We start from the raw sequence: 20,773 nt of genomic DNA on the forward strand, positions 1-20,773 counted from the left end.
CTACCCCCTCCTTGGGTTGGCCCAAATACCGCGGGGAGCGCGAGGGGCTGGCCCCTCGCTCCCGCGCTATCCGCCGGAACCCGGTCTGTCTCAAGCGCCGCCATCACATCCGGAACACGCCGAAGCGCGTCTCCTCGATCGGCGCACAAAGCGCCGCGCTCAGCGACAGGGCGAGCACGTCGCGGGTCTTGCGCGGATCGACGATGCCGTCATCCCAAAGGCGCGCAGAGGCATAAAGCGGATGCGATTGCCGCTCGAACATCTCGACCGTTGGCCGCTTGAAGGCGGCCTCCTCTTCTTCGGACCAGGTCTCGCCGGCTTTCTCCATCGCCGCGCGCTTGACGGTGGCCAGAACACCTGCCGCCTGCTCGCCGCCCATCACCGAGATCCGGCTGTTGGGCCAGGTCCAGAGAAACCGCGGCGAGTAGGCCCGCCCTGCCATGCCGTAATTGCCCGCGCCGAAAGAGCCCCCGACAAGCATGGTGATCTTCGGCACCGAGGTCGTCGCAACCGCCGTGACCATCTTTGCCCCGTGCCGGGCGATGCCTTCGTTCTCGTAGCGCCGCCCGACCATGAAGCCGGTGATGTTCTGCAGGAACACGAGCGGGATCTTCCGCTGCGAGCAAAGCTCCACGAAATGCGCGCCTTTCTGCGCGGCTTCGGAGAACAGCACGCCGTTATTCGCCACGATCCCGACAGGGCAGCCCTTCACCTGCGCGAAGCCCGTGACCAGCGTATCGCCGAAGCGGGGCTTGAACTCGTCGAACCGTGAGCCGTCAACGACTCGCGCGATGACCTCGCGGATGTCGTAGGGCGTCCGCAAATCCGCCGGCACCGCGCCGAGGATCTCCTCGGGATCGTAGGCGGGCTCTTCCGGGCTCTGCCAGACCACGCTGCCCGGCTTGGTGCGGTTGAAGCCAGCCACGGCCCGCCGTGCCAGTTCCAGCGCGTGATAATCGTCTTCGGCCAGATAATCGGCGACGCCCGAGAGCCGGGTATGCACGTCGCCGCCACCAAGGTCTTCAGCCGTGACCTCCTCGCCGGTCGCGGCTTTCACGAGCGGCGGCCCCGCGAGGAAGATCGTCCCCTGGTCCTTCACGATGATCGTCACATCCGACATCGCGGGCACATAGGCCCCGCCCGCGGTACATGACCCCATGACCACGGCCACTTGCGGGATATTCTTCGCGCTCATCCGCGCCTGGTTGTAGAAGATCCGCCCGAAATGATCGCGGTCGGGAAAGACCTCGTCCTGGTTTGGCAGGTTCGCGCCACCACTATCCACAAGGTAGATGCAGGGCAGATGGTTTTCCTCCGCGATTTCCTGGGCGCGCAGATGCTTTTTCACGGTCATCGGGTAATAGGTGCCGCCCTTCACCGTCGCGTCGTTCGCAAGCACCATGCATTCCTGGCCCGCAACGCGCCCGATCCCGGCAATGGCGCCAGCGGCCGGCGCGGCCCCGTCATAGAGTCCGTGCGCTGCCGTCGCTCCGACTTCGAGGAAGGGCGAGCCTGGGTCGAGCAGCGTCGCCACCCGCTCGCGCGGCAGGATCTTGCCACGATCGATATGGCGTTGCCGGGCCTTTGCACCGCCACCTTCCGCGGCCTGCGCGGCAGCCTCCTCGACGACGTGCAGCGCGTCGAGATGCGCCTGCCGGTTCGCCTTGAATTCAGCCGATCCGGCCATGACCTGGGATTGCAGTTTCATGACGCGTCTCCTTCGCGCGCGGCCCGCGCTTTCAGCTCCTTGCGGATCACCTTGCCGGTCACGGTCATCGGCAGCGCCTCCACGAAGGTGATTTCCCTTGGGTAGGAATGGCTTGCGAGCCGCTCCTTCACCCATGTCTTAAGTTCGGCGACAAGGGAGTCCGTCTCTTCGCGATCACGAAGGACCACGTAGGCTTTCACCGCCTCGCCGCGCACGGGATCGGGTTTGCCAACCACGCCGACCGTGGCCACGGCGGGGTGCATCATCAGGCAATCCTCGATCTCGCCCGGTCCGATCCGGTAGCCCGAGGAAGTGATGACATCGTCCTCGCGGCCCACGAACCGCACGAAGCCATCCTCAATCACGCCGCGATCCCCGGTCAGCAGCCACCGGCCGCGGAACTTCGCTTCGGTCGCCCGCGGATTTCGCCAGTATTCCAGCATCATGGACGCTGATCCTCGCTTTACCGCGATGTCGCCCTCACCCTCGCAAGGCTCGCCACTTTCGTCGATCACCGCAAGCCGATGGCCCGGAACAGCGCGGCCGATGAAGCCCGGTTTCGGGCTGAAAAGGCTGCTCGCGGAGGCGGCCACCATGTTGCATTCGGTCTGGCCGTAAAACTCGTTGATGCTCACGCCCAGCGCCTCGCGCCCCCAGGCCAGCATCTCCGCGCCAAGAGGTTCCCCGCCGCTCGCAACCGAGCGCAGGCCCTCGATCCGCGCGCCCTCGGACTTCAATATCCTCAACACGGTCGGCGGAAAGAAGACGCAACGGACCGCCGCGTTTTTACAAATTCGAACGCATTCTTCCGCCGAGAACTTCTCCATTCGCGCTGCGACGACCGGAACGCCCAAGGCGAGCCCCGGCATCAGCACGTCGAAGAGCCCGCCGATCCAGGCCCAATCCGCAGGCGTCCAAAGCACATCACCCCGCTGACCGAGGAAATCATGGCTCATCTCGACGCCCGGAAGGTGCCCCGTCAGGATACGGTGACCGTGCAGCGCGCCCTTGGGCCGCCCCGTCGTGCCGCTCGTATAGATCAGGACCGCCGCATCGTCCGGCCCCGTCGCCACGCCCGCCTGCGTGCCTTTCGGCTCGCGCGGCAGAGACGCTCGGGTGACGATGCCCAGACCGAAGCCCTTCAGGCGCTCCTGCCCCTCTTCATCGGTCACGACCACGCCAAGCCCGCTATCGTCGATCCGGGTCTCGAGCGCGTCGCGGCGGAACAGCGTGAACAGCGGCACCGAAATCGCGCCAAGCCGCCAGGCCGCGATATGCGCCGCGGCGCAGAGCGGGCGTTGCGACAGAAGCACGCCGACCCGGTCACCGCGCATCACGCCCTTCTCGATCAGCGCCGCTTCGACACGCCGGGACAAATCCCAGAGTTCGCCATAGGTGATGCCGCGCCGCGCGCCGCCCGAGAGATCGATGATCGCGATCCGGTCGGGCTCCGTCGCCGCCCAGCCATCGCACACCTGGTGCGCGAGGTTCAGCTCGTCCGGCAGATCCCACCGAAAGCGGGCATAGAGCTCGTCATAAGGGCGGCGACGCAGCATCATTTCACTCGGGCCCCACCAGCCGTTCGAGCCCGCCCGAGCGGTTCACATAGTAGGTGTAGTGCCGCGCCGGATCGTGCGGGCTCGGCCCGCAGATCACGACGAGCCACCCGGCCCCTTCGGGCGCAGGTCGCGCCCGGCAGTCCGATCGCGCGGCACCCTCTCCGGTGCCCGCCGCCTGCCGGTCGGCCATGTACCGCTCCGCGTAGGCTTCGATCACTTGGGTCTCGGTTACGTTGGCCACGATCCATCCCTGCCGCCACCCGACGAGTGCGGCCATCGCGACCAGAAGCGCGAAGGGAAGAAAACGCAGCCATCCCGGCATCACCCCATCGCGGCCATGAGCTCGCGTCCGACCAGCATACGCCGGATCTCGGACGTGCCCGCGCCGATCTCCATCAGCTTGGCATCGCGGAAAAGGCGGCTGACGGGCGTCTCGTTCATGAAGCCGGCGCCCCCCATCGCCTGGACCGCCTGATGCGCCTGCACCATCGCCTGCTCGGAGGCGTAAAGACAGCAAGCGGCCGCGTCCTGGCGCGTCACGCGCCCCGCATCGCAAGCCTTCGCGACCTCGTAGACATAAGCGCGGGCGGAATTCATGGCGGTGTACATGTCGGCGATCTTCCCCTGCATCAGCTGGAACGAACCGATCGGCTTTCCGAACTGCTTCCTCTCCGCGAGATAGGGCATGATCTCGTCGAGGCAGGCCGCCATGATGCCGAGCCCGATCCCGGCGAGTACGACACGCTCGTAGTCGAGGCCCGACATCAGCACCTGCACGCCGCGCCCTTCCTCGCCGAGCACGTTCTCGAACGGCACTTCCACGTCCTCGAAGATCAGCTCCGCCGTGTTCGACCCGCGCATGCCGAGCTTGTCGAAATGCGGCGAGGTGGAGAAGCCTTTCATCTCCTTCTGGACAAGAAACGCCGTGATCCCCTTGGAGCCGGCGTCCGGGTCGGTCTTGGCATAGACGACCAGCGTATCGGCATCGGGGCCGTTGGTGATCCAGTACTTGTTGCCGTTCAGCACGAAGCGGTCATTGCGCTTGTCGGCCTTGAGGCTCATCGATACCACGTCCGAGCCGGATCCCGCCTCGGACATGGCAAGCGCGCCCACATGCTCGCCCGAGACGAGACGCGGCAGGTATTCGGCGCGCTGTTCGGCCGTGCCGTTGAGGCGGATCTGGTTCACGCAGAGATTGGAATGCGCGCCATAGGACAGTGACACGGAGGCCGAGGCGCGGGCGACTTCCTCGATCGCGACGGTATGGGCCAGGTAGCCCATGCCCGCGCCGCCATATTCCTCCTCGACGGTGACACCCAGAAGACCAAGGTCACCCATCTCGCGCCACAGCTCGTTCGGAAAGGCGTTCTCCCGGTCGATCGCGGCGGCCATCGGTTTCACACGCTCCTGCGCCCAGCCGTGAACGGTCTCGCGCAGCGCGTCGACATCCTCACCAAGATCGAACCGCATGACAGCGTTGAACATGAGGACGGCCCTCCCAAGCCATTATTGAACACTTGTTCAAATCTATAGGGCCAGAGATCCCCTTCCGTCAATCGGTCTGGAACCCGGCCGCTCCGCGCAGGGTTGCATGGGAAACCTCACTCGAAAAGGATTCTTCAAATGAGCACCGAGCTGAAACAGACCTTCTGGAAACGCATGGACGATGTGACCGCGGGCCTTCTGTCCGCCGCGGGCGAGCGCCCCGTGCCGATGGCGCCCCATGCCGACAAGGATGCCGAAGTCATCTGGTTTGTCTGCCCACGCGGCTCCGCCGCCGACCGCGCCGCGCATGGCGGTGACGTCGCGACCTTCCAGGTGGCCGATCCCAAGGCGAACCTCTTTGCCAATCTCGACGGCAAGCTTTCCATCGTCGACGACAGCGACAAGCTCGACGAGATCTGGGACGCGACCGTCGCAGCCTGGTTCCCCGACGGCCGCGACGACGATTCGATCCGTCTCATCAGCTTTTCCCCCGATGACGGAGAAATCTGGGCCACCGCAAAAAGCATGGGCTTCCTTTACGAAGTTGCAAAGGCCAACGTGACGAAGGATACCCCTGACGCCGGTCAGCATGGCCGGGTCGCGTTCTGATCGGAGCTTGTCGCATGTTCACCCGGCTTGCCGCCTTATCCCTCTCCCTGGCGGCAACTCCGCTCGCTGCCGAGGAGATCGGCGAGATCGGCGTCGACTGGGTGGGCAACGATATCATCGTCGAGGCAATCTCGGACCCAGATGTGGCAGGCGTGACCTGCCACATCGCCTATTTCGACCGAGGGCTGATCGACCGGCTGTCCAAGGGCAACTGGTTCGAGGATCCGTCGAACGCATCCATCGCCTGCCGCCAGACCGGACCCATCGAGATCGGCGAGATCGACCGCAGCCCGAGCGGAGAGGACGTCTTCCGCACCTCGCGGTCCATCATTCTGAAATCATTGCGCGTCAAACGTATCTGGGACGAAGCCAACCAGACCCTAGTTTACGTCGCACATGCGGCGGAACTGACCGATGGCTCGGCGAAAGTCGCAATCTCCACCGTGCCTCTCTACTCGCCGGAATGAAGCGGCGGGTCAGGCGGCCCGATCCGCGAGCGCCTCTATCTCTTCGCGCAGGATACGCGCGATAAGGCGGCAATCCTCTTCTGAAAAGGTCAGTGGCAGACGCAAATCGAACAGACCCGCAAGCACCCTGTCCGTGCGTGGCAGCGCCATCGGGGCCGCATAGCGCCAGTGCGCGTAGCGCGACGTGAAGGCGACGGGATCCTCCGCGCCGAACCACTTCATCTCGACACCGCGCGCACCGGCACGCGCGACGAGCTCCGCCGCCTTCTCTGGTGGCCAGTCAAGCGCGAGAAACTGGAAGGACGACGCGACGAACCCCTCAGCGTCGGGCCGGTGCGGCAGCGATATGCCTGGCGCGCCCCAGATCCCCGCCTCGAGCGCCCGGTACCTTGCGTTCCATGCCTCGGCCCGCTCCGCCAGCCGCGAGAGCTGCGGGCGCAGGATCGCCGCCCGCAGGTTGTCCATCCGGCCCGAGACGTTCGGCACGTCGAGACGCAGCTCCTCGAACACCTCCTTCGGCGGCGCGGCGAGATGCCGCTCATAAAGCATGTACGAGCCCGACAGGAGAATCATCCGCGCTGCGAGGTCCGCGTCGTCCGTCACCAAAAGACCACCTTCGCCGGAATTCACGTGCTTGTAGGTCTGGGTGGAATAGCAGCCGATCGCTCCGTGCCGTCCAGAGGGCACCCCGTTCCAATGGGCCCCCATCGTGTGCGCGCAATCCTCGATGAGTGTCAGACCCTTGGTGCGGCAGAGCTCGGTCACGCGGTCCATATCGGCGATATGTCCGCGCATATGCGACAGCATCAAGACCCGCGCATCGGCGGCCTTGGCCTCGAGATCGTCAAGGTCGATGACCAGATCCTCGGTCGTCTCAACGAAAACCGGGCGCGCACCGAGCGCCGCGATGGCTCCGGGTACGGGCGCAAGCGTGAAGGCGTTGGTCAGGACCGCATCGCCGGGCCCGACGCCTGTCGCCCGCAGCGCCGCGCCCAAACCGTAGCCGCCAGAGGCAACCGCGAGACAATAGCGCGCGCCCGTCAGGGCCGCGAAATCCTGCTCGAGAAGCGCGGTCTCGCCCAGCTCTCCCTCGGCCAGGTTGTAGCGGTGCAGCCGCCCGTGGCGAAGAACGTCGAGTGCGGCGGCGATTCCCTCTTCCGGGATCGCTTCCTGCTGGGTGAAATTGCCGTGGAAAGTCTCGCTCATGGCGCTCAGAACACGCGGAAACGCGCGCCCCGTCAATCGCCGAGAAGCCGCAGAGCGACGCCGTGCAATTCGTCGTAATGGCCGATGATCGCCTCAGGCTTGAGTCGCGCGATCCCCGAACCTTCCGGCCCGAAGCCCACGAGAACAGAGGCAAGGCCCGCGGCGCGCGCGGTTTCGCGGTCTGTCTCGGTGTCACCGACCAATACCGCGCGGGTCTCAGTGCCGCCCGCGCGCCGGATCGCTTCGCGCAAGGGCTCGGGATCGGGCTTGCGGACCGGCAGCGTGTCCGCGCCGATCATGGAGGCAAAAGCGTCGCGGATCCCGAGATCGGCAAGAAGCTGCTCGGCCAACCCCTCGGGCTTGTTCGTGCAGATGCCCACGCGAAACCCGCTCGCAGATAGCGCCGCCACTGCCTCCATCGCGCCGGGATAGAGCGTGGTGTGCCGTGAAATATCCGCCCCATACGCCTCGAGGAGCCGGGGATACCATGTCTCGACCGTGTCCGGGGAATATGCGCCTTCGCGTTCGAGCCCGAGCTTCAGCATGGCGCGCGCCCCGCGAAACGCCGTGCGCGCGTCCATCTGCGGATCGAGCCGCGTCGTCGCCCCCATCTCGGAGAGGCACAGATTGGCCGCCGCGATGAGATCGCCGCTGGTATCGGCCAGCGTTCCGTCGAGATCGAATATCACGCTTCGCATTGCCCTGCTCCTTGTCACAGCCGGACACATGCCGTGATCCGTATCGCCTTGCTACCTTGGCATGAGCGGTTAAAACGGGCCCGACGTTAAAGCAAAGAGATTTTCAATGAGCATTGCCCTGGTCATTCTCGCCGCCGGGAAAGGCACGCGGATGGAATCGGACCTGCCGAAAGTGCTGCACAAGATCGGCGGCGCGCCGATGCTGCACCATGCCATGCAAGCCGGATCGAGCCTCTCGCCGGAGCGGATCATCGTCGTCGCAGGCCACGGCGCCGAAGCGGTGACGAAGGCGGCGCAGGATTACGACCCGGATTGCACCGCCGTAATCCAGTCCGAGCAGAACGGCACGGGCCATGCGGTCGATCAGGCGCGGGAGGCACTGGCCGATTTCGAGGGCGACGTGATCGTTCTCTACGGCGACACGCCCTTCATCAGCCATGAGACGTTGGAAGACATGGCGGTCGCCCGCAGCCGCGCTGATATCGTGGTTCTGGGCTTCGAAGCTGCGGACCCCGCGCGCTACGGCCGGCTCGTGGCCGAAGGGGATCGGCTCGACAAGATCGTCGAGTACAAGGATGCCAGCGAGGCCGAGCGCGCCATCACCTTGTGCAATTCGGGCGTGATCGCCGCGGATCGCAAGACCCTGTTCGAGCTGATCGGCAAGATCGGCAACGACAACGCGTCGGGCGAATATTACCTCACCGACATCGTCGGTCTCGCACGCGAGGATGGGCTGACGGCGACGGTCGTGACCTGCCCGGAGGCGGAAACGCTGGGTATCAATTCCCGCGCCGAGCTGGCCCGCGCCGAGGCGATCTTCCAGACCCGCGCCCGTGCCGAGCTGACCGGCAACGGCGTGACCATGCAGGCCCCAAACACCGTCTTCCTGAGCTTTGACACGACGATTGGGCGCGACGCGGAGATCGAGCCCAACGTCGTCTTCGGACCGGGCGTCACAGTCGAATCCGGGGCGCGCATCCGTGCCTTCAGCCATCTCGAAGGCGCGCATGTCTCGCGCGGGGCCGTGGTCGGCCCCTATGCCCGCCTGCGCCCGGGAGCGGAACTCGCCGAGGACGTGCATGTCGGCAATTTCGTCGAGATCAAGAACGCGTATCTTGGCGAGGGCGCCAAGGCCAATCACCTGAGCTACATCGGCGACGCCGATATCGGCGAGGCGGCCAATATCGGCGCGGGCACGATCACCTGCAATTACGATGGCGTATTCAAGCACCGCACCGAGATCGGCGCGCGGGCCTTCATTGGATCGAACACGATGCTGGTCGCGCCCGTGCGCGTCGGCGACGAGGCGCTGACGGGCTCGGGGTCGGTCATCACCGCCGACGTGCCCGATGGCGCTCTCGCGCTGGGCCGTGCGCGGCAGGAGACGAAGACAGGATATGGCCGCAAGCTGATGGACATGCTGCGCGCCAAGAAACGCAAATTGACAGAAGGTGCATCCTGATGTGCGGGATTGTTGGCGTACTCGGCAAGCACGAGGTCGCGCCGGTTCTGGTCGAGGCGCTACGCCGACTCGAATATCGCGGCTATGACAGCGCGGGCATTGCAACCGTGCATGACGGCCATCTTGACCGCCGCCGCGCCGTGGGCAAGCTTGTGAACCTTTCGGACCTTCTGGTCCACAACCCCCTGCCCGGCAAGTCCGGCATCGGACATACACGCTGGGCGACGCATGGCTCTCCCACCGAAGTCAACGCGCATCCCCACAAGGCCGGCCCCGTCGCGGTCGTGCATAACGGCATCATCGAGAATTACCGAGAACTGCGCGAAGAGCTGACCGGCGCGGGATACGAATTCTCGACCGAGACGGACACTGAAACCGTCGCGCATCTCTGCCAGAGTTACATCGCCGCGGGCCTCAATCACGTCGAAGCCGCCGAGAAGACGCTGTCGCGGCTCGAAGGGGCGTTCGCCCTCGTGTTCCTCTTTGACGGTCAGGAAGATCTGATGATCGCAGCCCGCAAAGGAAGCCCGCTCGCCATCGGGCATGGCGACGGCGAGGTCTTCGTGGGGTCCGACGCGATCGCGCTGGCCTCGCTGACCGATCAGATCACTTATCTTGACGAGGGCGACCGCGCGATCCTGACCCGCACCACTTGTGAGATCCGGGACGAAGCGGGCAACCTCGCCAATCGCCCGGTCAAGAAGGTCAATATCGCCGCCACACGGGTCGACAAGGCGGGCTACCGGCACTTCATGGCGAAGGAGATCGCCGAGCAGCCGACCGTCCTCGCCGGAGCCCTCAGCGCCTATCTCGACGGCGACGACATCGATTTCGGCGAGGCCGGGCTCGATTTCACGGGCACCGAGCGCCTGACGATGGTGGCCTGCGGCACGGCCTATTACGCGTGCCTTACGGCGAAATACTGGTTCGAGCGCCTCGCCGGGTTGCCCGTCGAGGTCGATATCGCCTCCGAGTTCCGGTACCGCGAGCCTCCGATCACGAGCGGTACCACGGCCCTCTTCGTCAGCCAGTCCGGAGAGACCGCGGACACGCTGGCCGCGCTGCGCTATTGCCGGGACAAGGCCGATCGCATCTTGTCGGTGGTTAACGTCGATGAAAGCTCCATCGCGCGGGAAAGCGATCTGGCGCTGCCGATCCATGCGGGCGTCGAGGTCGGTGTCGCATCGACCAAGGCGTTCACCTCTCAGCTCAACGTCCTCCTGCTCATGGCGATCGAGGCGGCCTTCCAGCGTGGTCGGATCACCGCCAAAGAAAAAGCCCAACATCTTGCGGACCTGCGCAGCCTGCCCGGCATCTTCAATGTCGCTCTCGAGCGCGACGAGATCATCGCCGACGCCGCCCGCGACATGGTCGAGGCGCGCGATGTGCTCTTTCTCGGGCGCGGACTGATGTATCCGCTTGCGCTCGAGGGTGCGCTGAAGCTCAAGGAAATCAGCTATGTCCACGCTGAGGCCTACGCGTCGGGCGAACTCAAGCACGGCCCCATCGCGCTGATCGACGCAAGCGTGCCCGTTGTGGTCATGGCTCCGCGCGACTCGCTTTTCGACAAGACGGTGTCGAACATGCAGGAAGTGATGGCGCGCGGCGGGAACGTTCTTCTCGTGACCGATGCAGCAGGTGCCGCGGCAGCGGGCTCCGAGGTCTGGCGCACGATCATCCTGCCGGAAGTGCCCGAGATGCTCGCGCCCCTTCTCTACGCCCTGCCCGCACAGCTTCTAGCCTATCACGGCGCTGTGGCGAAGGGCACGGATGTGGATCAGCCGCGCAACCTCGCCAAGTCGGTGACGGTCGAGTAGACCGCGCGGTCAGAGAATACGGGTCAGGGCCGACAGGAACGCGGCCACTTCGGCGCGGGTGTTGTAGTGACAGAACGACACCCGCACCGCCGCCTCGATACCGAGCGGATCGAGGATGTTCCCCGAGTAATGGTCGGCCTTGCGGATATGCGTCCGGATGCCTTCGGCATTCAACGCATCGACAATATCGGCAGCCGGAACGGTCGCATGAGCGAAGGTCACAAGTCCCTCGCGTCGGGCATTCTCCGGCCCGCCGATCACCGTGACCCCCTCCATCTCGGCAAGACCGCGCAGGTTGTCGGTCCCGTAAAGCGCCGCGTTGCAGAGCATCTGCTCCTGCCCCCGGATCGCCTCTGCCGCAGCTTCGAGCCGGGCACGGGGATCGATGTAGTCTGAAACCTCGCCGCCGAGCCAGTCGAAATAGGAAACGACATCGGACATCGTCGCATAAGCCCCGGTGTCGCGGGTGCCCAACTCCCAACCGCCCGGACCGCCGATCAGTGTGTCATGGCCGAGAGCGGCCAGCCGGTCCGACGCCCAGGCGACGCCATAACCGTGCCGCGAGAACACCTTGTAGGGCGAGATCACGTAGCCATCGACGTCCGCCGCCGACAGGTCGATGCCGCCGTGGCAGGCGTGCTGGATCCCGTCTACGATGATGAAAGCCTCGGGCGCGGTTTTGCGGATCGCCGCCGCGATGGACGCGATATCGTTGCCGATCCCCGTCACGGGCGACGTATGCAGGATGGTCGCAACACGCGTCTCGGGGGTCACGAGCCGGGCATAATCGTCCGCAGAGACACCGCCAGTATCGCTGTCATGCGGCACCTCGACATAGGGCCTCCCAGTCTCGGAGGCCCATCGGCGCAGGGCAGACCGTGACGCCGGATGCTCGACCGACGATCCGATCACCGAGCCGCCTTCGGGTGCCCCGAGACAGGTCTCGCGAACGAGCCGGAAGAGAAGCTCGGTGCCGCTTTCGCCGACGATCACCGCGCCGCCGGCCGCGTTGAACAAGCGCCGCACATCGGCGCGGGCCTTGTCGATCACCGCCTGAAGAGCAGCGCTTGCCGGGTTCGCGCGGCCCTGGTTGTCGGGAATCGCGGCATAGGCGCCGGACGTTTCCACGACGCTTTTCAAGGTCAGCGCCCCGCCCGCATTCTCGAAAAAGATGCGCGGGCCGGTGAAAGGACAGGTGTCGACATGAGCAAACCGTTCGCGCACCTGCGCGATAAGCTGGTCGTTGGTTTCCAAGATCAATGCGTGCTCTCCCCGTCCTCGCCCGTCGCGCGGGCCCGAAGCGCCTGATCGACCGCTTCTTCGATATCTTCGGGATTGTCCGACGGAACCGCGTAGCTGCCGGAGAACCATTTGGACAGATCCACATCCGCGCAGCGCCGCGAACAGAACGGGCGGTATTTCGGATCCGTCTCGTTTTTGCAGATCGGACAGCTCATCGCAGGATCTCCGTCAGCGCGATCCGGTCGCGCTTGCGTTGCAGCTCGATATTCCCCATCGGCGTCCAGCCGACGAAATTCGTCTCTACCGGATCAGCCCGGAGCGCGGCGCGCAAGACCTGCTCGATTTGCCGGCGCTCTTTCTTGGGGAAGGGCGCAGGGTCGATGACGATCACGCCGCCCAGACCGCGAACGCGCAGCTGACGCGGCAGGTCACGCAGCGCGGCGATCGTGGCTTTGAGCCCGGCTGCGGGGGAGGTATCCCCGCCGGTATTCACGTCGACCGCGACGAGCGCCCGCGTCTCCTCGACTGCCATGCTCGCACCGCCGCCCAAGGGCACGATGGGCGAGGACAGCGCCTCGATCGCCTCGAGCGCGCCCGTTGCTTCCAGAGGTTCGGACCCGCGCTCAACACTCGCTGGCACCGTCCATTCCCGCCACGCCCGCGCTTCCGGGCCGTCGCCTTCGACCAGAAGCTCGGCCCCCCGGCTCTTGTCCGCCATCACGCTCTCGGCCAGCGTACGCATCTCTGCGATATCCTCCGCGATGGCGGCCTCATCTGCACCGTCGCACGACGAGCGCAGGATCAGCCCGTATTCCGAGCCCTCCATCAATTCGTGCGCGATCTCGAGAAGCGCATCGCGCAGATCGTCGTCCTTGATCTGCCGCGAGACATTGAGCCCCGGCGCTTCCGGCGTCACGATGGCATAACGGCTCTTGAAAAGGATCTTGTGCGTCACCGGAACCGCCTTGCCCGGCTCGGCATGGCTCGTGACCTGCACAAGGAGTGTCTCGCCGGGAGAGATGCCCTTGATCTGGCGCAGATAGACCGGTCCGTCCGGCGTCTCGAGGAAGATGCCGCCCTGCCCTTTCATCGGCCGTCCCGCCACGGCGCGGTAGATCGCGCCCGGCACCGGGCCGTCATGGGCCACGAACAGATCGTCGAGCTTTCCGTCCTTCATCAGCGCGGCCGTCTCGCGGCCCGCGATCTCGCCCAGAACGATGGTTGCGCCTTTCATGATCTGCGTCCTTTCCAGACGGGTATGCCCGCGGCTGCCAGAAGTTGCGCGGTCTCGGCAAGCGGCAGCCCCACGACCGCTGTGAATGAGCCGGAGATCCACGGGATCAACGCCCCCGCCGGCCCCTGGATGCCATATCCGCCCGCTTTTCCCTGCCAATCGCCGGTTGCGAGATAGCCCTGAATTTCCTCTTCGGAGAGCCGCTTCATCTTCACTTGCGTGATCACGTCCCGCTCCCAAAGCTCCGTCCCGCGCCGCACGGCGACAGCGGTAATGACGCGGTGTCGGCGTCCGGACATGGCTCTGAGGAAGGCCTCGGCCTCGCCGGCATCTTCGGGCTTGCCGAGGATTCGCCGCCCAATCGCGACGGTGGTATCGGCGGAGAGCACCACGTCCTCCGCCTCGGCCGTCACAGCCTCGGCCTTTTCGCGCGCCATGCGAATACAGTAAGGACGCGGCAACTCACCCTTGCGGGGCGTTTCGTCGATATCGGGCGGGCGCACGTCGTCGGCCACGAGCCCCAGCTCGGCCAGCAGATCGCGCCGGCGCGGGCTTCCCGATCCCAGAATGAGTGCCATATCCCTGCTCCCGACATGAAAGAGGGGCCCGAAGGCCCCCGTTTCGCCTGCGTCGCCGCAGCTTACTTGAAGCGGTAGTTGATCCGGCCCTTCGTCAGATCGTAGGGCGTCATTTCTACCTGAACCTTGTCGCCAGCCAGAACGCGGATGCGGTTCTTGCGCATCTTGCCTGCCGTGTGTGCGATGATCTCATGGCCGTTTTCAAGCTCGACCCGGAACGTCGCATTCGGCAGGAGTTCCTTCACGACACCGGGAAATTCGAGCGTATCTTCCTTGGCCATGGTCTCTCCTGAATTGCGTCTTTGCACGAAAGAGGCTGCCCCCGGTCATGCGATGCATGTAAATGGTCCGGTTCGGGCGCTTTTTCAAGGGCCAATATGGCGCAGGTCAATCCGGGCGGGCGCGCCGTCGCGTCCTGCCTGGTCATTCCAATGGGCCCGGTTGAGAACTCCGCCATCGGCCCGGACATGAGTGATCGCGTCCACGTCGATCTCCGCGAAGGTCCAACCGGCCGCGTCGAGCGTGCCTTCGGCCAGAACGCCTGTCGCCGGAAAGCCGGTATCGGGCGGACCGAAGACGCCGCCCGCCCCGCAATTGGTATCCACCGCCTCCGACCAGGCCGCATCGCCCACCGTCGAGGACATCACGCTCACGCATTGCGCCTCGAGCGCGCGCGCCATCGCACCGATACGGACCCGCGAATACCCGGCCCGCGCCTCGGTGCAGGAGGGCACGAGCAGGATCTCGGCCTCCGACAACGCCCGGCCCAGAAGGGGATATTCGCTGTCATAGCAGATGAGGATACCGATCTTGCCCAGCGCTGTCTCGAAGAGCCGCAGCGGCCCGCCGCCCACGACGCCCCAATCCTCGCGCTCGAAGCGCGTCATGATCTGCTTGTCCTGGTGCCCCGACATGTCATCGGGCGTGAAGAGCCATGCGCGGTTGACCGGGCGCTTCCCGATCTCGGTATCGAACACCGTCGCGGAAGCGCCAAGAATGTGGACCCCGTGGCGAGCCGCCAGTTCGGCGTGCAGGGCATTCGCCTCGGGCATCCGGTCCGAGACGGCGTGAAGCGACTTCTCGAGATCGCCCGCAACATCGAGCCCCGCCAGCGTTGCAAGCTCCATCGCGCCGTATTCGGGAAAGACAAGCAGGTCCGCGCCTTGCCCGGCTGCGTCCGCCACCCAGGACGAGAGCTTGGCCTCGTATGCCGCCCAGTTCGGCAGGATATCGAGCGGATAGGCGGCGGTGGCGACTTTGAATGTCATTTCGTCAGACCTGGAAGGCGTCCGCCCAGTCGGGATGGCGGCGACGCTGCGCGTTCACGAACGGACAAAGGGGCACGATCTTCACGCCCTCGGCGCGCGCATCCGCGACGAGCCGTTCGACCAGCGCCTGCCCTGCCCCGGTCCCGCGCATCGCGTCCGGCACTCCCGTGTGGTCGGCGATGATGAGCGTCGGCGAGGAGATCGAATAGGTCAGCTCCGCCTCCGCGCCGTTCCGGCGGATCACGTAGCGGCCGCGGCTGCCCTCGACCTCGCGGGTGATGTCGAACTCAGTTGACAATGGTGGCTTCGGTTGCGGCGCGGATATCGTCCTCGCTGACGCCATCCGCGGTCTCGACGATCTTCAGCCCGCCCTCGACCACGTCCAGAACACCGAGATTGGTGATGACGCGATTGACGACGCCGGTACCGGTCAGCGGCAGCGTGCATTCCTTCAGCAGCTTGGACTCGCCGGCCTTGTTCTGGTGATCCATCACCACGACGACCCGCTGCACTCCCGCAACGAGGTCCATCGCGCCGCCCATGCCCTTCACGAGCTTGCCCGGGATCATCCAGTTCGCGAGATCGCCGTTCTCGGCGACTTCCATCGCGCCGAGGATCGCCATCGCGATCTTGCCGCCCCGGATCATGCCGAAGGAGGTCGCGCTGTCGAAATAGGAGGTGTGCGGCAGCTCGGTGATCGTCTGCTTGCCGGCGTTGATAAGGTCGGGATCGGCTTCTCCCTCAACCGGGAAAGGCCCCATCCCGAGCATGCCGTTCTCCGATTGCAGGGTGACGTTAACGCCTTCGGGGATGTAATTCGGCACGAGCGTCGGGATGCCGATGCCGAGATTGACATAGGTGCCGTCTTCCAGCTCCTGCGCGGCGCGGGCCGCCATCTGCTCACGATCCCAAGGCATGTGTCACTTTCCTTCCTGAAGCGTATCGTAGGGGTCCATCGGCACGTCGATCATGACGATCGTTCCAGCCGCGCCCCGCACGACGTTGATGGTTGCATCGAGGCCGTCCAAGAGGGACGAAATCAGCCGTCCGCCCACCGTCGTCGTCGAGGGCCAGTTGATATTCTGCGGGATGCCGACGCCGTCATCGGCGATCAGGAACCGCAAGCCGCCCGCCGCAAGCTGCGTCGCCCGGAGTTCGATATACCCGCTGTCGAGCCCGTCAAAGGCATGGCTGAACGCGTTCGAGAGCGCCTCGGAGAGAACGAGGCTCAGCCGCACGGAAGCATCGAGGCTGACATGCAATCTCTCGAGTTGTTGGGAAAACCGGATGCCGGGGCGGCTTTCGTTATAGGTCACGTTCGCGGCGACCCGCGTCATCAGCGAGCCGAAATCGATCTGGCTGTCACCGCCCGACAATTCGGAAGCCTGCAGCTCCTCGTAGACGAGTTGCAGGCAGTCGAGCCGGCGCGGCAAGGCCTCGATCTCATGCACCGGGTCGACCTGGCTGCGGCCCGGATTGGGATGCGAGATCGACGCGAGGATCAAAGACAGGTCTTCCTGAACGCGCGAGCGGATCACCTCGAAGGACCGGTCCAGATGCTCGTGCGAATGCGCGGGATCGCGCAGCTCTTTCTGAAGACCGAGGAAATAGAGCGGCTTGCCGTCGTCATTGGTGATCGGCGCGATCACCAGACGGTTCGTGAAAGGCTCTCCGGACGCGCGGTAGTTCAGAATGTCGACCGAGACGTCGCGACCATTCTCCACGGCGGCCCGGACCCGATCCACGTCTTCCTTGCGGGTGCGTTGACCCTGCAGGAAGCGGCAGTTCCGCCCGATCACCGAAGAGCGGTTGTAGCCCGTGACACGCTCGAACGCCTCGTTCACGTAGACGATCGGATTGTCGGGCGCATTGGGGTTGGTGATGACCATTGCGACCGAAAGGCGCGCGAATCCCGCCAGGGCGGCCCTGTCGTCCAGAACCGCGCTGAGGTTGCGAGACGTGGTCTGGGCCCCGCTCACCAAATCAGGCTGCCGACCGCGTGGTCAGCTTCTCGATGCGCTTTTCATGCTCGCCCTGGATGATGCGATGCACGTAGACGCCCGGCAGATGAATGTGATCGGGGTCGAGTTCGCCCGGCTCGACGATCTCTTCGACTTCCATGACGCAGACCTTGCCGCACATGGCCGCCGGCGGATTGAAATTGCGCGCGGTCTTGCGAAAAATACAATTGCCGGTCGTGTCGGCCTTCCAAGCCTTCACGATAGACAGATCGGCGAAGATCCCACGCTCGAGAATGTAGGTCTCGCCGTCGAATTCCTTGTGTTCCTTGCCCTCGGCGATCTGGGTGCCGACACCGGTCTTGGTGTAGAAGCCCGGAATCCCCGCGCCGCCTGCGCGCATCCGCTCGGCGAGCGTGCCTTGCGGGTTGAATTCGAGCTCGAGTTCCTCGGAGAGATACTGGCGCATAAATTCGGCATTCTCGCCAACATAAGACGACATCATCTTTCTGACCTGCTTGGTCTGCAAAAGGATGCCGATGCCGAAATCGTCAACGCCCGCATTGTTCGAGGCGAAGGTCAGATCCTTCACGCCCGCATCGCGGATCGCCGAGAGAAGCAGCTCGGGAATGCCGCAGAGACCGAAACCGCCGGCCGCGATCAGCATGCCGTCATGCAATAGCCCATCAAGCGCTTCCGCCGCGGATCCGTAGATTTTCTGCATCTCTGTCATCCCTCCGAGCCGTGTTGTGTGGGAGTTTTGGCGCTCCACCGAAAGAGAGTCAATGCGAGCAGGCCCGCCGCCGCTCGGCCAAGGCGCGCTGCATTATCGAATGCTGTGAACCCTCGGCCATGACCGTGGGCATGAGCATTATTTCTTCGCGGCGGACTTCGCGGTCGATTTCTTGGCGGCGGGTTTCTTGGTCGCCGGCTTTTTCGCGGCAGCCTTCTTGGGAGCGGCTTTCTTCTTGCCGCCCTTCTTGGCCTGCTTCTCCGCGATAAGCTCGACCGCCATCTCCATCGTCACGGCGTCAGGTTCGACATCCTTGGGCAGGGTCGCGTTGACCTTTTCCCATTTGATGTAGGGGCCGTAGCGCCCGTCCATGACGTTGACCGGACCGCCGTCCTCGGGATGCTCGCCAAGCTCTTTCAGCGGCTTGGCTGCTGCCCGACCGCCGCCGCGCTTGGCAGCCTTTTCGGCCAGCACATCGACCGCCCGGTTGATGCCGATCTCGAAGACCTCGTCGACCTCCTTGAGGTTCGCGTAGAGCTTGTTGTGCTTCACGAACGGGCCATACCGCCCGATCCCGGCTTCGATGGGCTCGCCATCCTCGGGATGCTTGCCGACCTCGCGCGGTAGCGACAGAAGCGTCAGCGCCTTTTCGAGATCCATGTCGTCCGGCGACCATCCCTTCGGCAGGGAGGCGCGCGGCGGCTTCTTGTTCTCTTCGGTCACCTCGCCGCGCTGGACGTAAGGTCCGAACCGGCCCGAGCGCAAGGAAATCTCGTCGCCGTTATCCTCGCCGAGAATGCGGTCGCCTTGCTCCGCCGCGTCACCGCCGATGGGGCGCGTATAGCGGCATTCGGGATAGCGCGAGCAGCCCACGAAGCCGCCCGAACGCGATGTCTTGAGATGCAGCTGCCCCTCGCCGCAGAGCGGGCAGATGCGCGGATCAGAGCCACCCTCTTTCGGGGGATAAAGCTGCGGCGCCAGCGCGTCGTCGAGCACGTCCAGCACCTCGGCGATGCGAAGCTCGGACGTCTCCGCGATCGCGGCGGAGAAATCGCGCCAGAACTTCGACAGAAGCTCCTTGTAGTCGCGCTGTCCGGCGGAGACGTCATCCAGCTCTTCCTCGAGCGCGGCGGTGAAATCGTATTCCACGTATCGCTTGAAGAAGTTCAGAAGGAAGATCGTCACGATCCGGCCCTTGTCCTCGGGAAAGAGCCGATTCTTGTCCTTGCGGACATATTCTCGGTCCTGGATCGTCGAGATCACGGAGGCATAGGTCGAAGGCCGGCCGATCCCGAGCTCTTCCATCTTCTTGACGAGCGTCGCCTCGGTATAGCGCGGCGGCGGCTGGGTGAAGTGCTGCTCGGGGGTGACGCCGCGCTTCTCGGCGGTCTCGCCTTCGGAAATCTGCGGCAGGCGCTTGTCGTCGTCATCGACGACATCGTCCCGGCCCTCTTCGTAGACGCGCAGGAAGCCGTCGAACAGGACGACCTGTCCGGTGGCGCGCAGGCCCACCTGCTGGTCCTGGCTGCCGATCTCGACCGTGGTGCGTTCGAGCCGTGCAGCCTCCATCTGACAGGCGAGCGTGCGCTTCCAGATCAGGTCGTAGAGCTTCTTCTGATCCGCGTCGCGAAGGCCAAGACTGCCGGCGTCCTTGGTCATGTCGGTCGGTCGGATGCACTCGTGCGCTTCCTGGGCGTTCTTTGCCTTGTTCTTGTACATGCGCGGGCTGGAGGGGACGTATTCCGCGCCGTAGCGATCCTTGATCGCATCCCGCGCCGAGTGAACGGCTTCGGCGGCCATGTCGATCCCGTCGGTCCGCATGTAGGTGATGTGACCGGCCTCGTAGAGCCGCTGCGCGGTCGACATGCACATCTTCGCGCCCATGCCGAATTTGCGGCTCGCCTCCTGCTGGAGCGTCGAAGTCATGAAGGGCGCGGAGGGGTTGCGGCTTGCGGGTTTCGCTTCGACCGAAGTGATCTTCAGATCGCGCGACGTGATCGCCTGAACGGCCATCTCGGCCTGCGTCTCGTTCTCGAGATCGTAGCGGTCGAGCTTCTTGCCGGCGAGCGTGGTCAGCCGCGCCTCATATTCCTGGCCGCGCGGTGTCGCGAGCAGAGCCTTGACCGACCAGTATTCACGGGCGCGGAATGCCTCGATCTCCATTTCGCGCTCGACGACGAGACGCAGGCAGACCGACTGAACGCGGCCAGCCGAGCGCGCGCCCGGCAGTTTCCGCCAGAGCACCGGAGAGAGATTGAACCCCACGAGATAATCGAGCGCCCGGCGCGCGAGATACGCCTCGACGAGCGGCGCGTCGATCTCGCGCGGGTTCTGCATCGCCTCGGTCACCGCTTGCTTGGTGATCGCGTTGAAGGTCACGCGGCTAACCGCCGTGTCCTTCTTGATCGAGCGGCGTTTGGTCAGCGCCTCCTTGAGATGCCACGAGATCGCCTCGCCTTCTCGATCGGGGTCAGTGGCGAGGATGAGGGAATTGTCGGTCGCCAGCGCGTCCGCGATGGCCTTCACGTGCTTCTTGGAATCGCTCGCGACTTCCCAGGTCATGTCGAAATCGTGCTCGGTATCGACCGAGCCGTCTTTCGGAGGCAGGTCTCGCACGTGTCCGTAAGAGGCGAGCACCGTGTAGTCGGATCCCAGGTACTTGTTGATCGTCTTGGCTTTGGCCGGGGACTCGACAACGACAACAGGCATCTGGAACGGACCTTCTTTAAAACTGCAGGCGATATGGCCG

At 64.8% G+C, this 20,773-nt stretch carries 21 protein-coding genes; 4 read left to right on the forward strand and 17 right to left on the reverse strand.

Features of this window, described 5'->3' with window-relative positions:
* Positions 1-103: 103 nt before the first annotated feature.
* The 4 genes from FIU91_RS14160 to FIU91_RS14175 are packed head-to-tail and all read right to left on the reverse strand — an operon-like array spanning position 104 to position 4,752.
* The gene (locus FIU91_RS14160; protein ID WP_152462959.1) at positions 104-1,708 is read right to left on the reverse strand and encodes a carboxyl transferase domain-containing protein; all 1,605 of its coding nucleotides are present in this window, start codon (positions 1,706-1,708) and stop codon (positions 104-106) included.
* Positions 1,705-3,264, reverse strand: a complete 1,560-nt coding sequence (locus tag FIU91_RS14165; protein WP_152462960.1) for an AMP-binding protein — start codon at positions 3,262-3,264, stop codon at positions 1,705-1,707. The genes FIU91_RS14160 and FIU91_RS14165 overlap by 4 nt, the downstream gene beginning before the upstream one ends.
* 4 nt (positions 3,265-3,268) lie before the next feature.
* Positions 3,269-3,589 carry a hypothetical protein gene (locus FIU91_RS14170; protein ID WP_152462961.1) on the reverse strand — a complete coding sequence of 107 codons (321 nt, stop codon included), beginning with the start codon at positions 3,587-3,589 and terminating at the stop codon, positions 3,269-3,271.
* Positions 3,589-4,752: an isovaleryl-CoA dehydrogenase gene (locus tag FIU91_RS14175; RefSeq protein WP_152462962.1), complete on the reverse strand. Its 1,164-nt coding sequence runs from the start codon at positions 4,750-4,752 to the stop codon at positions 3,589-3,591. Before FIU91_RS14175 ends, FIU91_RS14170 begins: the two co-directional genes overlap by 1 nt.
* Before the next feature lie 138 nt (positions 4,753-4,890).
* Here FIU91_RS14175 and FIU91_RS14180 point away from each other — a divergent pair, with 138 nt between their 5' ends.
* Positions 4,891-5,361, forward strand: coding sequence for a pyridoxamine 5'-phosphate oxidase family protein (locus FIU91_RS14180; RefSeq protein WP_093009493.1), 471 nt, complete (start codon positions 4,891-4,893; stop codon positions 5,359-5,361).
* 14 nt (positions 5,362-5,375) lie between these two features.
* Complete coding sequence (locus FIU91_RS14185; protein ID WP_152462963.1) at positions 5,376-5,828, forward strand: CreA family protein; 453 nt, start codon at positions 5,376-5,378, stop codon at positions 5,826-5,828.
* Between the two features lie 9 nt (positions 5,829-5,837).
* Here the strand turns inward: FIU91_RS14185 and FIU91_RS14190 are convergent, their stop codons facing one another.
* On the reverse strand, positions 5,838-7,034 hold the full coding sequence (locus FIU91_RS14190; protein WP_152462964.1) for a DegT/DnrJ/EryC1/StrS aminotransferase family protein: 1,197 nt from the start codon (positions 7,032-7,034) through the stop codon (positions 5,838-5,840).
* Positions 7,035-7,066: 32 nt separating this feature from the next.
* A complete protein-coding gene (locus tag FIU91_RS14195; RefSeq protein ID WP_152462965.1) occupies positions 7,067-7,732 on the reverse strand; it encodes an HAD-IA family hydrolase in 666 nt (221 codons plus the stop codon).
* 106 nt (positions 7,733-7,838) lie between these two features.
* Here FIU91_RS14195 and glmU point away from each other — a divergent pair, with 106 nt between their 5' ends.
* Both glmU and glmS read left to right on the forward strand, forming a co-directional pair.
* A complete protein-coding gene (gene glmU / locus FIU91_RS14200) occupies positions 7,839-9,194 on the forward strand; it encodes a bifunctional UDP-N-acetylglucosamine diphosphorylase/glucosamine-1-phosphate N-acetyltransferase GlmU (RefSeq protein WP_152462966.1) in 1,356 nt (451 codons plus the stop codon).
* Complete coding sequence (gene glmS / locus FIU91_RS14205) at positions 9,194-11,011, forward strand: glutamine--fructose-6-phosphate transaminase (isomerizing) (protein WP_152462967.1); 1,818 nt, start codon at positions 9,194-9,196, stop codon at positions 11,009-11,011. Before glmU ends, glmS begins: the two co-directional genes overlap by 1 nt.
* A gap of 9 nt (positions 11,012-11,020) precedes the next feature.
* Here glmS and FIU91_RS14210 read toward each other — a convergent pair whose 3' ends face one another.
* The 11 genes from FIU91_RS14210 to topA all read right to left on the reverse strand — a co-directional run bounded on the left by FIU91_RS14210 (position 11,021) and on the right by topA (position 20,733).
* Positions 11,021-12,268: an aminotransferase class V-fold PLP-dependent enzyme gene (locus FIU91_RS14210; protein WP_254702113.1), complete on the reverse strand. Its 1,248-nt coding sequence runs from the start codon at positions 12,266-12,268 to the stop codon at positions 11,021-11,023.
* On the reverse strand, positions 12,268-12,468 hold the full coding sequence (locus FIU91_RS14215) for a DNA gyrase inhibitor YacG (RefSeq protein WP_093009500.1): 201 nt from the start codon (positions 12,466-12,468) through the stop codon (positions 12,268-12,270). The genes FIU91_RS14210 and FIU91_RS14215 overlap by 1 nt, the downstream gene beginning before the upstream one ends.
* Positions 12,465-13,487 carry a ribonuclease E/G gene (locus FIU91_RS14220; RefSeq protein ID WP_152462969.1) on the reverse strand — a complete coding sequence of 341 codons (1,023 nt, stop codon included), beginning with the start codon at positions 13,485-13,487 and terminating at the stop codon, positions 12,465-12,467. Before FIU91_RS14220 ends, FIU91_RS14215 begins: the two co-directional genes overlap by 4 nt.
* Positions 13,484-14,065: a nucleoside triphosphate pyrophosphatase gene (locus FIU91_RS14225; protein WP_152462970.1), complete on the reverse strand. Its 582-nt coding sequence runs from the start codon at positions 14,063-14,065 to the stop codon at positions 13,484-13,486. Before FIU91_RS14225 ends, FIU91_RS14220 begins: the two co-directional genes overlap by 4 nt.
* A 62-nt stretch (positions 14,066-14,127) precedes the next feature.
* Positions 14,128-14,346 carry a translation initiation factor IF-1 gene (infA, locus tag FIU91_RS14230; RefSeq protein WP_005978431.1) on the reverse strand — a complete coding sequence of 73 codons (219 nt, stop codon included), beginning with the start codon at positions 14,344-14,346 and terminating at the stop codon, positions 14,128-14,130.
* Between the two features lie 84 nt (positions 14,347-14,430).
* Positions 14,431-15,333 carry a carbon-nitrogen hydrolase family protein gene (locus FIU91_RS14235; protein ID WP_152462971.1) on the reverse strand — a complete coding sequence of 301 codons (903 nt, stop codon included), beginning with the start codon at positions 15,331-15,333 and terminating at the stop codon, positions 14,431-14,433.
* A gap of 4 nt (positions 15,334-15,337) precedes the next feature.
* Positions 15,338-15,631, reverse strand: coding sequence for a GNAT family N-acetyltransferase (locus tag FIU91_RS14240; protein WP_254701969.1), 294 nt, complete (start codon positions 15,629-15,631; stop codon positions 15,338-15,340).
* Complete coding sequence (locus FIU91_RS14245) at positions 15,621-16,250, reverse strand: 3-oxoacid CoA-transferase subunit B (protein WP_093009505.1); 630 nt, start codon at positions 16,248-16,250, stop codon at positions 15,621-15,623. Before FIU91_RS14245 ends, FIU91_RS14240 begins: the two co-directional genes overlap by 11 nt.
* A gap of 3 nt (positions 16,251-16,253) precedes the next feature.
* A complete protein-coding gene (locus FIU91_RS14250) occupies positions 16,254-17,312 on the reverse strand; it encodes a PAS domain-containing protein (protein WP_245760178.1) in 1,059 nt (352 codons plus the stop codon).
* Between the two features lie 4 nt (positions 17,313-17,316).
* A complete protein-coding gene (locus FIU91_RS14255; RefSeq protein ID WP_093009506.1) occupies positions 17,317-18,015 on the reverse strand; it encodes a CoA transferase subunit A in 699 nt (232 codons plus the stop codon).
* A 147-nt stretch (positions 18,016-18,162) separates the two neighbouring features.
* Positions 18,163-20,733, reverse strand: a complete 2,571-nt coding sequence (gene topA, locus FIU91_RS14260; protein ID WP_152462973.1) for a type I DNA topoisomerase — start codon at positions 20,731-20,733, stop codon at positions 18,163-18,165.
* Positions 20,734-20,773: the final 40 nt, after the last annotated feature.

This window comes from Roseivivax sp. THAF30, assembly GCF_009363575.1.
Lineage (GTDB): Bacteria > Pseudomonadota > Alphaproteobacteria > Rhodobacterales > Rhodobacteraceae > Roseivivax > Roseivivax halotolerans.

Excerpts from the sequence above, each read along its gene's own strand:
- FIU91_RS14165 (WP_152462960.1), bottom strand. The coding sequence starts at position 3,264 with ATGCTGCGTCGCCGCCCTTATGACGAGCTCTATGCCCGCTTTCGGTGG.
- FIU91_RS14180 (WP_093009493.1), top strand. The coding sequence starts at position 4,891 with ATGAGCACCGAGCTGAAACAGACCTTCTGGAAACGCATGGACGATGTG.
- glmU (WP_152462966.1), top strand. The coding sequence starts at position 7,839 with ATGAGCATTGCCCTGGTCATTCTCGCCGCCGGGAAAGGCACGCGGATG.
- FIU91_RS14225 (WP_152462970.1), bottom strand. The coding sequence starts at position 14,065 with ATGGCACTCATTCTGGGATCGGGAAGCCCGCGCCGGCGCGATCTGCTG.
- FIU91_RS14255 (WP_093009506.1), bottom strand. The coding sequence starts at position 18,015 with ATGCAGAAAATCTACGGATCCGCGGCGGAAGCGCTTGATGGGCTATTG.
- FIU91_RS14215 (WP_093009500.1), bottom strand. The coding sequence starts at position 12,468 with ATGAGCTGTCCGATCTGCAAAAACGAGACGGATCCGAAATACCGCCCG.
- infA (WP_005978431.1), bottom strand. The coding sequence starts at position 14,346 with ATGGCCAAGGAAGATACGCTCGAATTTCCCGGTGTCGTGAAGGAACTC.
- FIU91_RS14245 (WP_093009505.1), bottom strand. The coding sequence starts at position 16,250 with ATGCCTTGGGATCGTGAGCAGATGGCGGCCCGCGCCGCGCAGGAGCTG.
- FIU91_RS14195 (WP_152462965.1), bottom strand. The coding sequence starts at position 7,732 with ATGCGAAGCGTGATATTCGATCTCGACGGAACGCTGGCCGATACCAGC.
- FIU91_RS14235 (WP_152462971.1), bottom strand. The coding sequence starts at position 15,333 with ATGACATTCAAAGTCGCCACCGCCGCCTATCCGCTCGATATCCTGCCG.
- FIU91_RS14175 (WP_152462962.1), bottom strand. The coding sequence starts at position 4,752 with ATGTTCAACGCTGTCATGCGGTTCGATCTTGGTGAGGATGTCGACGCG.
- glmS (WP_152462967.1), top strand. The coding sequence starts at position 9,194 with ATGTGCGGGATTGTTGGCGTACTCGGCAAGCACGAGGTCGCGCCGGTT.
- topA (WP_152462973.1), bottom strand. The coding sequence starts at position 20,733 with ATGCCTGTTGTCGTTGTCGAGTCCCCGGCCAAAGCCAAGACGATCAAC.
- FIU91_RS14190 (WP_152462964.1), bottom strand. The coding sequence starts at position 7,034 with ATGAGCGAGACTTTCCACGGCAATTTCACCCAGCAGGAAGCGATCCCG.
- FIU91_RS14220 (WP_152462969.1), bottom strand. The coding sequence starts at position 13,487 with ATGAAAGGCGCAACCATCGTTCTGGGCGAGATCGCGGGCCGCGAGACG.
- FIU91_RS14185 (WP_152462963.1), top strand. The coding sequence starts at position 5,376 with ATGTTCACCCGGCTTGCCGCCTTATCCCTCTCCCTGGCGGCAACTCCG.
- FIU91_RS14160 (WP_152462959.1), bottom strand. The coding sequence starts at position 1,708 with ATGAAACTGCAATCCCAGGTCATGGCCGGATCGGCTGAATTCAAGGCG.
- FIU91_RS14170 (WP_152462961.1), bottom strand. The coding sequence starts at position 3,589 with ATGCCGGGATGGCTGCGTTTTCTTCCCTTCGCGCTTCTGGTCGCGATG.